Here is an 11,369-nt window from a genome sequence, read left to right on the forward strand (position 1 = left end):
AGAGAAAACTAACGGCGCAGGGTATCGTCGCCCCAGCCAATCCATTTGTAGGTGGTGAGCGCTTCGAGGCCCATCGGACCGCGCGCATGCAGTTTCTGCGTACTGACCGCCACTTCAGCGCCGAGACCGAACTGGCCGCCGTCGGTAAAGCGGGTGCTGGCGTTGACGTACACTGCCGATGAGTCGACCTGATTCACGAAGCGATTGGCGTTGCCAATACTGCGCGTCAGAATGCCGTCGGAGTGCTGGGTGCCGTGCGCGCGGATGTGCGCGACCGCTTCATCGAGGTCCGCCACCAGCTTGACGTTCAGATCGTTCGACAGCCACTCATCGTCGTATTGGTGCATCTGCACCGCCACCACGCTGGCCGGCCCCTGCTGCAGCAGCGCCAGCGCGTTTTCGTCGGCGTGCAGCGCAATGTTCTCCTGCGCCATACGCTGCAGAAACGCCGGAATGAAACGCTCAGCCTGACCGCGATGAATCAGCAGGGTTTCCAGCGAGTTACAGGCGCTGGGACGCTGCTTCTTGGCGTTAACAATCACCTCCAGCGCGGCGTCCGTCTCCATGGTTTCGTCGAGATAGAGATGGCACACGCCGATACCGCCGGTGATCACCGGAATGGTGGAATTTTCGCGGCACAGCTTGTGCAGCCCGGCGCCGCCACGCGGGATCAGCATGTCAACGTAGCGATCCAGCTTCAGCAGCTGATTCACCAGTTCGCGATCCGGGTTCTCAATCGCCTGCACCGCTGCTGCCGGTAAACCATGTTCAGTGAGCGCGTTCTGGATCACCCGCACTGTGGCGGCGTTGGTGCGCCAGGTCTCTTTGCCGCCGCGCAGAATCGCCGCGTTGCCGGTTTTCAGACACAGTGACGCCACGTCGACCGTGACGTTCGGGCGCGCTTCGTAGATCACCCCAATCACGCCGACCGGCACGCGACGTCGTTCAATGCGCAGGCCGCTGTCGAGCAGCCCGCCGTCAATCAGCTGGCCAACCGGATCGGCCAGACGGCACACCTGGCGCACGTCATCCGCGATGCCTTTCAGGCGCTGCGGGTTGAGCGTCAGACGATCGAGCAGCGCCGCACTCATGCCGTTAGTGCGCGCATCGGCCAGATCCTGCTGGTTAGCCGCCAGAATGTCGGCGCTTTCCGCTTCCAGCCGATCGGCGATAGTCAGCAGTACCTGATTTTTTTGTTCGGTGGAGAGCTCCGCCAGTTTGTACGACGCCTCACGCGCCGCTTTACCCATCTGTTCTAACATTATCCGCTCCTTAACTGACGATCATATCGTCGCGGTGCACCGCAACCGGGCCATATTCGTAACCGAGGATCTCACCAATCTCCTGACTGTGATGACCGGCGATCATGCGCATCGCATCGCTGTTATAGCGCGTGACGCCGTGGGCGATGTCGCGCCCCTGCAGGTTACGAATGCGGATCACTTCGCCGCGCGAGAAATTGCCCTGCACGTCACGGACGCCTTTCGGCAGCAGCGAACTGCCGCGCTCCAGCACCGCCGCCAGCGCGCCGTCGTCTATGGTGATCTCACCCGCCGGTGGCGCGCCGAAGATCCAGCGCTTGCGGTTTTCCAGCGGTGACTGCTGCGCGTGGAAGCGCGTCCCCACCGGTTTGCCGTGCAGCACATCCCCGATCACATCCGGGCGGCTGCCGGCCGCAATGATGACGTCAATGCCGGCGCGGCAGGCGACATCCGCCGCCTGCAGTTTGGTGGCCATGCCGCCGGTGCCGAGACCGGAGACGCTGCCGCCAGCCAGCGTGCGCAGCGCATCATCAATCTGATGCACATCGCTGATCAGTTCTGCCTCGGGATTGGTGCGCGGATCGGCGGTAAACAGACCTGGCTGATCGGTCAGCAGCAGCAGTTTATCGGCACCGCCGAGCATCGCCGCCAGCGCGGACAGGTTGTCATTGTCGCCGACCTTGATTTCCGCGGTTGCCACCGCGTCGTTCTCGTTAATCACTGGCACGATATGGTTGTCGAGCAGCGCGCGCAGCATATCGCGCGCGTAGAGGAAGCGTTCACGATCTTCCATGTCGGCGCGCGTCAGCAGCATCTGCCCGATATGGATACCGTAGATGGAGAACAGCTGCTCCCACAGCTGGATTAAACGGCTCTGCCCCACCGCAGCCAGCAGCTGCTTTGAGGCGATGGTCGGTGGCAGTTCCGGGTAACCAAGGTGTTCGCGACCGGCGGCAATCGCGCCTGAGGTGACGATGATAATGCGATGACCGGCGGCGTGCAGTTGTGCACACTGCCGAACCAGCTCCACCATATGCGCCCGGTTCAGCCGGCGCGATCCGCCGGTGAGGACGCTGGTACCCAATTTGACCACCAGGGTCTGACTGCCACTCATGTTTTTCCTGCCATGTAAGAAAAAAATCTGCGAAGGGACGTTTTAACAGGAGTCAGCAAGGAAGCCAACAGCGGCAAGGGGAAAAGCACAAAAAACGCCTGACAAGCGGGTAGACCAAAAGTTCGCGATTAACAAGAAATCAGAAAAAATGTCATAAAACCTTCATTGCCAGTCGGTAAAACGTCCCGTGTTTTACAAACCTTTTCACGGGTACAACAAATTTTACTCATTGGGATTGATAGCAAAATGAAGAAAAGCACACTGGCACTCATCGTTTCCGCGCTGGCTCTGGCCTCAACCGCACAAGCCGCAGAAGTTTATAACAAAGACGGTAACAAACTGGATCTGTACGGTCGTGTGAAAGGCATGCACTACTTCAGCGACAACGCAGCCGCTGACGGCGACAAAACTTACATCCGTCTCGGCTTCAAAGGGCAGACGCAGATTAACGACCTGATGACCGGCTACGGTCAGTGGGAATATCAGTTCCAGGGTAACCGCGCGGAAACCAACACCGACGCTAACATCGGTAACAAAACCCGTCTGGGCTTTGCCGGTCTGAAGTTTGGTAACTACGGCTCTGTTGATTACGGTCGTAACTACGGCGTGGTTTACGATGTGCTGGCATGGACCGACGTGCTGCCAGAATTCGGTGGCGACAGCGCCTACACCGACACCTACATGCTGGGCCGTACTTCTGGCGTCGCTACTTACCGCAACAGCAATTTCTTCGGTCTGGTTGATGGCCTGCGTTTCGCGGTGCAGTATCAGGGCAAGAACGATTCCACCAGCGCCAACGGCCGTTCAGAGATTCCTAAGCAGAACGGCGACGGTTACGGTGCGTCACTGGGTTACACCCTCGGCGATAGCGGTGTCAGCCTGATGAGTGCGATCTCCTCTGCTGACCGTACCAACTCGCAGGACGTGGCGACCCGTCTGGGCCGTGGTGACAAAGCGGAAGCCTGGGGCGCGGGCATCAAATATGATGCGAACAGCATTTACCTGGCATCGACCTACTCTGAAACCCGTAACATGACGCCAATCACAGGCGGCGTGGCGAATAAAACGCAGAACTTTGAAGTGGTTGCACAGTATCAGTTCGACTTCGGTCTGCGTCCATCGCTGGGCTACGTGCAGAGCAAAGGCAAAGACATTGAAGGCATTGGCGATGCGGACATCGTGAAATATGTCGACGTGGCGATGACGTACTACTTCAACAAAAACATGTCGGCCATGGTTGACTACAAAATCAACCAGCTGGATGACAACAACCCGCTGGGCATCAACAGCGATGACGTGGTGGCGGTCGGTCTGACCTACCAGTTCTAAGCTTCAGCATTACCCTGTCTGTGTCTGTAAAAAAAGAGCCGGCTCATCACCGGCTCTTTCTTATTCAGGTCTGACTCAGGTTCAGGCGCTGAGTTTAACCGGCTCTTCTTTGAACCCCGCCGCGGGCCTGAGATCAAGCTTAAACTCATGCAGCGTGGCTTTCAGGCGCTCGTGGAAATTACGCAGCGTGCTCTCCACTTTCTCATTGTTCTCTTTGCCCTTGATGGCGGCCACGCTCCAGTCGCCGTCTTTATCAAACAGGCCGAAGTGATATTCGTAGGTGAAGTGATCTTCATAGGCGTTCAGCGTCATCCACCAGCCCCAGAACTCGCGGCTTTCCGGCGCCGGTTTGACGTTGACGCACGCTGCCAGGCAATCAAAGAAGAAACGCGTCTCTTCACACTGTCCTTCACGGATGTACGGCCCCAATTCGGTGAAGCGCTTAAGCAGGCGACTACGGGGGTGACCACTCGGTAACGTCATGCTAACTCTCTCCCTCAAATAAACCGTATAAAACGCAGCGCGGCGGCAAAACGCCACCGCACGTATTTTCCCGAAGATAAGTTGTAGCAGAGTCTGCGTATTTCGCCAGTTAGTGCTGCAACTGTTTTGCCAGCCAGTCGCAAATCTGATTGAGCGCCTTATCAAAGCTGGCAAACACTGGCGTGGCGGGAATCGCCAGCGCCTTGCCCTGCGCCGAGGAGTTGACGATCAGCTGCGCCTCCTCTTCCGGGCTGAACAGATCGTTGGGCCAGTAAGCGGCCAGCATCGGCACCGGCGTCCGGCGGCCCAGCAGGCCCTGCACTTTGAGCGAATAGCGGTTGAGCTCGATGCGCAGATTGCTGTCGGAGGTCGACGACATGCCCAGCCGGCTGGCAAGCATGTCCATATACATATCCGGCAGTTGCTGCTGGCGCTGTGCATCGACAAACACGTGATGCACCATCGGCCCGAGCGACGCCACCGCGCGCAGACGCGGCACCTCAAGGTAAGCCAGTCGCGTTGCCACGTTGGCGCCAAAGCGGTAACCGAACAGCGCCACACGCGTGTGGTCAATCCACGGCACATTGCTCAGCTCGCGCAGCACCTGCTGATGCAGCTGGCTGGTGTCCTGATTGAGCGTCCATTTGCTGCTGAAACCCACCGACGGCATATCCAGCGTCAGCATGGCGATGCCGCGCGGTGCCAGATAATCATGAAACAGCCGGTAATGGTCGCTCTGCAGCGAGTCGAGACCGCCGCACAGCAGCACGGTGGGATACGGCGCGCTGGCCTGGGCCGGCATATGCAGGAAGCCGGTGACCGGACTGCCGCCGCTGATGGGAAAGGTCAGGGATTTCAGCTCGCCGGGCAGGCGCTGGGTGGCTTCTTCATAAGCGCGATTCGCCAGCACCTGCGCCTGATCCGCCAGCTCATCACCTTTAATGTAGGGATACGCGGCCAGGCTGTACAGACTGGCGGCATGCAGCCACTGCTGGCCGGCCTCATCGTGATCGGCGTTCTGCATTGCACGCTGCTGCCACAGCGCCGCCTGCTTCGACCACTCATAGTTCCAGTTGCCGCCGCGATAGCCAATCACCGTGTCCAGCAGCGTTTCGTCGGTGTGTTCAAATTTACTGACGGCAATGCGCGCCAGCACTTCGCTGATCTCCTGCGGCGCCAGGCCGCGCCACGTCCACAGCAGCTTATTCAGCATGCGATACCAGCCGCGCTGGGTATCGCCTTCCAGGGCATTGTGCACCTGCGCCGTCGGGTGGTGCTGGCGATGCACCAGCGAGGAGGTTTCCGGGTGTTTGAAGCGGGGTTTGAACAGTTCTTCGCTGAGATTTTTCTCGGCCATCTTAAGCTTCTCCTGCGGCAGTCGCATAGATGGCTAAGAGTGTACTGCACCCGCCGCACGGGCGCGAGGCGCAGAAAGCACAACGCCCGGCATAACCGGGCGTTGTTTGCGTTGCATCAATCAGCTTTTTACAATCGGCGGAATGTACACCACGCCCATGTCCCACGGCTGCTCGATCCAGGTGTTCTGCGGAATATCGACAATGTAGTCGTCCACCAGCGCGCGGCCAGCCGGCTTGGCGAAGATGGTGCAGAAACGCGCTTTTGGATACATATCACGAATCGCCTGCGCGGTACCGCCGGTATCCACCAGATCGTCGATGACCACAAAACCTTCACCGTCGCCTTCTGCGCGCTTCAGCACTTTCATTTCACGCTGGTGATCGTGATCGTAGCTGGAGATGCACACGGTATCGACGTAGCGAATCCCCAGTTCACGCGCCAGCAGCGATGCCGGAACCAGACCACCGCGGCTGACCGCGATGATGCCTTTCCACTGTTCCACAGGAAGCAGGCGCTGGGCCAGTTTACGGGCATGAATCTGCAGCATGTCCCAGGTAACGACGTATTTTTCGCTCATAAAAGGAATCCCGGCCAATGAGATTGGCTTAAAAATATGCAAGGGGGAAAAGGTTGCGCGAGATTATAAGGATCTGACGCGTTAAAAACCAGCACCCGTCACATCGGTTGCAGGTTTTTAGCGCGCCCGATGGCGCACCCGGCAGGAAACAGTGATATTCTCTGGCCCATCACGTCAGATGTGCTGACGGCGATCTTTCACTGGAAACCCGCGTGCGAGCGGTATGTCCGCCGCGCTGACACAGGAGACGCGTTGTGTCTGAATTGTCTCAACTTTCCCCGCAGCCGCTGTGGGATATCTTCGCAAAAATCTGCTCGATTCCGCACCCTTCTTACCATGAAGAAGCGCTGGCCGAATACGTTGTTGGCTGGGCTAAAGAGCAAGGTTTCTGGGTTGAACGCGATCAGGTCGGCAATATCCTGATTCGTAAACCTGCTACCGCAGGCATGGAAAACCGTACTCCGGTGGCGCTGCAGGCGCACCTCGATATGGTGCCGCAGAAGAACAATGACACGGTACACGACTTCACCAAAGACCCGATTCAGCCGTACGTTGATGGCGAGTGGGTGAAAGCGCGCGGCACCACGCTGGGTGCGGATAACGGTATCGGTATGGCCTCTGCGCTGGCGGTGCTGGCTGACAACAGCCTGACCCACGGTCCGCTGGAAGTGCTGCTGACCATGACCGAAGAGTCGGGCATGGACGGCGCCTTTGGCCTGCAACCAAACTGGCTGCAGGCGGACATCCTGATCAACACCGACTCGGAAGAGGAAGGTGAGATCTACATGGGCTGCGCCGGGGGTATCGACTTTATCACTACCCTGCCGCTGAGCCGCGAGGCCGTGCCTGCCGGTTTCGAAACCCTGAAGCTGACGCTGAAAGGTTTGAAAGGTGGCCACTCCGGCGCGGACATTCATCTTGGTCTCGGCAACGCCAACAAGCTGCTGGCGCGCTTCCTTGCCTTGCACGCGGCTGAGCTGGATATCCGTCTGATTGAGTTCACCGGCGGTACGCTGCGCAACGCGATTCCGCGCGAAGCGTTCGCTACGCTGGCCATCGACAGCCATAAAGTGGATGCGCTGAAGTCTGCTGCCGCCCATTTCCAGGCCACGCTGCAGAATGAGCTGGGCAGTAAAGAGAAGAACGTCACCGTGCTGAGCGAGCCGCTGGCGCATCAGGGCCAGGCGCTGACCGCAGACAGCCGCGATCGCTTCATTAACCTGCTGAACAGCACGCCAAACGGTGTGATTCGCAACTCGGACGTGGCGAAAGGCGTGGTGGAAACCTCGCTTAACGTCGGCGTGGTCACCATGGAGCAGGACAGCGCCGAGATCATCTGCCTGATTCGCTCGCTGATCGACACCGGTAAAGATTGGGTGGTCGAAACCCTGACTTCGCTGGGTGCGCTGGCCGGGGCGAAAACCGCGCCGAAAGGCGGTTACCCGGGCTGGCAGCCGGATGCCGACTCGCCCATCATGGCGCTGACGCGTAAGACCTATGAAGCGCTGTTTGGTAAGACGCCAAACATTCAGGTGATTCACGCCGGTCTGGAGTGCGGTCTGTTCAAAAAACCGTATCCGGACATGGACATGGTGTCGATTGGACCAACCATCACCGGTCCGCACTCGCCGGACGAGCAGGTGCACATCGACAGCGTCGGTCTGTACTGGAAACTGCTGACCGCGCTGCTGAACGTGGTACCGGAAAAAGCGTAACGCCGTTGCGATAAAAAAAATCCTGCCCCCGGGCAGGATTTTTTATTTACGGTAACGGTGCCGCGTCAGGCAACCGCGCTGTAGCGCTCTTCCAGCGGCAGCTCAGCCATTACAACCCCAGCACCAGCTGGCGCTCCAGCTGCGGATTTACCAGCGTGACGTGCAGCCCCACCAGCCGCACACCGCGTCCGGCGCGGCGTTCGTCCCAGGCCTGACGCGCTACGGCGATCATGTCGTCTTTATTCAGCACCGGCCAGACATGCTCCTGGGTGGTGAGCTGGAAATCGTTGAACTTCAGCTTTACGCCCTGACGTGCAATCTGCTTATCCGGGCGGATCGCGCTGAGACGGCGATCGAGTTCGGCGTAGAGAAAATCAATAATCTCCAGGCACTGCTCCCAGTGATGGATGTCCTCGCCCAGCGTACGCTCGACTCCCAGCGATTTGCGTTCGCGCTCCACCACTACGTCACGATCGTCGATGCCGTTGCTGCGCTCCCACAGCACGCGGCCAAATTTTCCAAAGCGCTTCAGCAGCTGCGCCAGATCGGCCTGTTGTACGTCAGCGCAGGTGCGCAGTCCCATCTCTTCCAGCTTTTTGGTGGCCACTTTACCGACGCCGGGAATCTTGCTCAGCGGCAGCGTCAGCAGAAAGTCCGGCATCGCCTGCGGCGTGATCACATACTGGCCGTCTGGCTTGTTCATGTCTGAGGCGATTTTGGCGAGGAACTTGATCGGCGCAATGCCGGCGGACGCGGTCAGGCCGGTTTCGCGCAGGATATCGGCGCGAATCGCCTGCGCCATCAGCGTGGCCGATCCCTGGCAGTGTTCACTGTCGGTGACGTCCAGGTAGGCTTCATCCAGCGACAATGGCTCAATCAGTGGCGTATAGCGGGTAAAGATGGCGCGAATCTGCTGCGAGGCTTCTTTATAGGCGTCAAAGCGGCCGGGCAGCAGTTTCAGATGGGGACAGAGGCGCAGCGCCGTGGCGGTCGGCATCGCGCTGCGCACACCGTATTTCCGCGCCGGATAGTTGGCGGTGCTGATTACGCCGCGCTGCACGCGGCTGCCGCCGATGGCAATCGGGATATCACGTAATGAAGGATCGTCGCGCATTTCCACTGCCGCGAAAAAGCAGTCCATATCGACATGAATGATTTTGCGCATACGCCCCTCCGGATACTGGATAAGTATACAGCAGAGAAAAACAACGGCAATATTTGTGGCGCGTGCGATTAAAGTTTACAAATTTGTGGTCGTATTCCCTTTAGGATTGCACCATTTTCTCGGACTCCGGCTTGATTAAACGCCAGACAATGATAATGTTGCGCTGCGGTAGCGGATATTTCCGATAATGCAATACAGTGACGCACTGCGTCAGCGTTCCTCTTCACTTCAAGGTACACACAGAATGGGCAGAATCGCATTATTGTTTGCGATGATTCTTATGCCGCTCCTGAGCTGGGCAATGACGCCTGAGCCAATGCAGCCGCTGGCTCCGGTGAGCAAAGAGTTAAAGAAACAATTACTGGGTACACCGGTATTTATTCAGATCTTCAAGGAAGAGCGTACGCTGGAACTGTACGGCAAAATCGGTAATGAATATCGACTGCTGGACAGCTATCGCATCTGTAACTTCTCCGGCGGCCTCGGGCCGAAACGTCGTCAGGGCGATTTTAAAAGTCCGGAAGGCTTTTATAACGTGAAGATGAATCAGCTCAAGCCGGACAGCCGTTTTTATCGCGCCATCAATACCGGATTCCCGAATCAGTACGATCGCGCCAAAGGCTATAACGGTAACTATTTGATGATTCACGGCGATTGCGTGTCGGTGGGCTGCTATGCCATGACCAACGCATCGATGGATGAGATCTTCACTTACGTGAACGCCGCGCTGCGTAACGGTCAGCAGGATGTGCAGGTCAACATCTTCCCGTTCCGCATGACCGACAGCAACATGCAGCGCCATCGTTACTCGACTTACATCAGCTTCTGGCGTGAACTGCAGCCGGGCTATGCTTACTTCGCCAAATACCACGTGCCGCCAACGGTCAACGTGACGGCAACCGGTCAGTATGCGGTGAACAACACGCCGGTCATGACCACGCCGGAAGCGGCGTCGAAATCATTCCTGGCGCTCACCCAGGTAAAATAATGCCCACTCACCTGGCACGATGCGGTGCCAGGTTTCATTACCGGTCAGCGGCTGCGTCGCAATCACCGTCACCACGTCTTTCGGCGTGGTCTGCTGCAGAAAATCAATCTCCACATCCTGATCGAGCAGCTTCGCTTTGCCAAACGGCGCGCGGCGCGTAATCCAGTACAGATTGGTTGAGCAGAAGGCCATTAAATAGCGTCCGTCAGACAGCAGCATATTGAATACGCCCTTCTGGCGCAGCTCCGTCGCCAGTTCCGCCACATAGCGAAACACCGCCGGCCAGTTGCCCGGCGTGCGCGGATAGCGCTCAGCCAGCTTATGCAGAATCCAGCAAAACGCTTTTTCGCTGTCGGTTTCGCCTACCGGACGGAAATGCCCGGTCTCCAGCTGGCGATAGCCCTTTAGCTGGCCGTTATGCGCGTAAGTCCAGTTGCGGCCCCACAGTTCGCGGGTAAACGGATGGGTATTTTCCAGTGATACCTGGCCACGATTGGCCTGACGAATATGCGCCACCACCGAGTGCGACTTAATCGGATACTCCTGCACCAGGCGGGCAATCGGCGAGTTGTAGCTCGGCAGCGGATCTTTAAAGGTGCGGCAGCCTTTATCTTCGTAAAAGGTGATGCCCCAGCCATCTTTGTGCGGCCCGGTTCCACCGCCACGCTGCACCAGACCGGTAAAACTGAAACAGATATCCGTGGGGACATTGGCGCTCATCCCGAGCAATTCGCACATAGCAACCGCCTTATCAGAACCTCCCGCGGGCGCGGGAGGAGCACGTCATCACTTAACCATCTCTTTTTCGATTAACAGCATCAGGATGTGGATCACTTTGATGTGAATCTCCTGAATGCGATCGGCATATCCAAAGTGCGGCACGCGAATTTCGATATCGGCCGTACCGGCCATTTTGCCACCGTCTTTGCCGGTCAGGGTAATCACTTTCATGCCTTTGGCGCGCGCGGCTTCTACGGCTTTGATGATGTTGGCCGAGTTACCCGAAGTGGACAGCCCCAGCAGCACATCGCCCTCGCGCCCGACCGCCTCGATGTAGCGGGAGAACACGTAGTCGTAGCCAAAATCGTTGCTGACGCAGGAGAGATGGCTGACATCCGAAATGGCGATGGCCGGATAGCCAGGACGATTTTCGCGGTAGCGCCCGGTCAGCTCCTCAGCGAAGTGCATGGCATCGCAGTGCGAGCCGCCGTTGCCGCAGGAGAGCACTTTGCCACCGGCTTTGAAGCTGTCGGCCAGCAGCACGGCTGCGCGCTGAATGGCGTGAATGTTGGCTTCATCACTCAGGAACTTATTGAGCGTATCGGCGGCTTCATTGAGTTCTGAGCGAATAATGTCCTGATACATAGGGATGTCCTT

General features: G+C 58.0%; 11 protein-coding genes. 3 read left to right on the forward strand and 8 right to left on the reverse strand.

Annotated elements, in window-relative coordinates; translation table 11 throughout:
- Nucleotides 1-8: 8 nt before the first annotated feature.
- Nucleotides 9-1,262 (reverse strand): glutamate-5-semialdehyde dehydrogenase, encoded by a 1,254-nt coding sequence (gene proA, locus C1N56_RS15215; RefSeq protein ID WP_394516839.1) that lies wholly within the window; start codon nt 1,260-1,262, stop codon nt 9-11.
- 10 nt (nt 1,263-1,272) lie between these two features.
- Nucleotides 1,273-2,376 carry a glutamate 5-kinase gene (proB, locus tag C1N56_RS15220; RefSeq protein ID WP_021507276.1) on the reverse strand — a complete coding sequence of 368 codons (1,104 nt, stop codon included), beginning with the start codon at nt 2,374-2,376 and terminating at the stop codon, nt 1,273-1,275.
- Nucleotides 2,377-2,622: 246 nt separating this feature from the next.
- On the opposite strand from proB, the gene ompC reads away from it, so the two are divergent.
- Entirely contained in the window at nt 2,623-3,705 is a 1,083-nt protein-coding gene (gene ompC, locus C1N56_RS15225; RefSeq protein WP_021507277.1) for a porin OmpC, read from the forward strand.
- A gap of 81 nt (nt 3,706-3,786) precedes the next feature.
- Here the strand turns inward: ompC and crl are convergent, their stop codons facing one another.
- From crl to gpt, 3 genes are all read right to left on the reverse strand, one after another.
- Entirely contained in the window at nt 3,787-4,188 is a 402-nt protein-coding gene (gene crl / locus C1N56_RS15230) for a sigma factor-binding protein Crl (RefSeq protein WP_021313042.1), read from the reverse strand.
- A gap of 109 nt (nt 4,189-4,297) precedes the next feature.
- Complete coding sequence (gene frsA / locus C1N56_RS15235; RefSeq protein ID WP_394516840.1) at nt 4,298-5,545, reverse strand: esterase FrsA; 1,248 nt, start codon at nt 5,543-5,545, stop codon at nt 4,298-4,300.
- Between the two features lie 120 nt (nt 5,546-5,665).
- A complete protein-coding gene (gpt, locus tag C1N56_RS15240; protein WP_021507279.1) occupies nt 5,666-6,124 on the reverse strand; it encodes a xanthine phosphoribosyltransferase in 459 nt (152 codons plus the stop codon).
- A 254-nt stretch (nt 6,125-6,378) separates the two neighbouring features.
- On the opposite strand from gpt, the gene pepD reads away from it, so the two are divergent.
- The gene (pepD, locus tag C1N56_RS15245) at nt 6,379-7,839 is read left to right on the forward strand and encodes a beta-Ala-His dipeptidase (RefSeq protein WP_394516841.1); all 1,461 of its coding nucleotides are present in this window, start codon (nt 6,379-6,381) and stop codon (nt 7,837-7,839) included.
- 109 nt (nt 7,840-7,948) lie between these two features.
- Here the strand turns inward: pepD and dinB are convergent, their stop codons facing one another.
- The gene (dinB, locus tag C1N56_RS15250; RefSeq protein WP_058758014.1) at nt 7,949-9,004 is read right to left on the reverse strand and encodes a DNA polymerase IV; all 1,056 of its coding nucleotides are present in this window, start codon (nt 9,002-9,004) and stop codon (nt 7,949-7,951) included.
- 244 nt (nt 9,005-9,248) lie between these two features.
- On the opposite strand from dinB, the gene dpaA reads away from it, so the two are divergent.
- Entirely contained in the window at nt 9,249-9,992 is a 744-nt protein-coding gene (dpaA, locus tag C1N56_RS15255; protein ID WP_021507282.1) for a peptidoglycan meso-diaminopimelic acid protein amidase, read from the forward strand.
- On the opposite strand, the gene C1N56_RS15260 is transcribed toward dpaA, so the two are convergent.
- Both C1N56_RS15260 and lpcA read right to left on the reverse strand, forming a co-directional pair.
- Complete coding sequence (locus C1N56_RS15260) at nt 9,963-10,730, reverse strand: class II glutamine amidotransferase (protein WP_127833720.1); 768 nt, start codon at nt 10,728-10,730, stop codon at nt 9,963-9,965. The genes dpaA and C1N56_RS15260 overlap by 30 nt on opposite strands.
- A 48-nt stretch (nt 10,731-10,778) precedes the next feature.
- Complete coding sequence (gene lpcA, locus C1N56_RS15265) at nt 10,779-11,357, reverse strand: D-sedoheptulose 7-phosphate isomerase (RefSeq protein WP_021507284.1); 579 nt, start codon at nt 11,355-11,357, stop codon at nt 10,779-10,781.
- Nucleotides 11,358-11,369: the final 12 nt, after the last annotated feature.

This window comes from Pantoea sp. SGAir0175 (assembly GCF_043547855.1).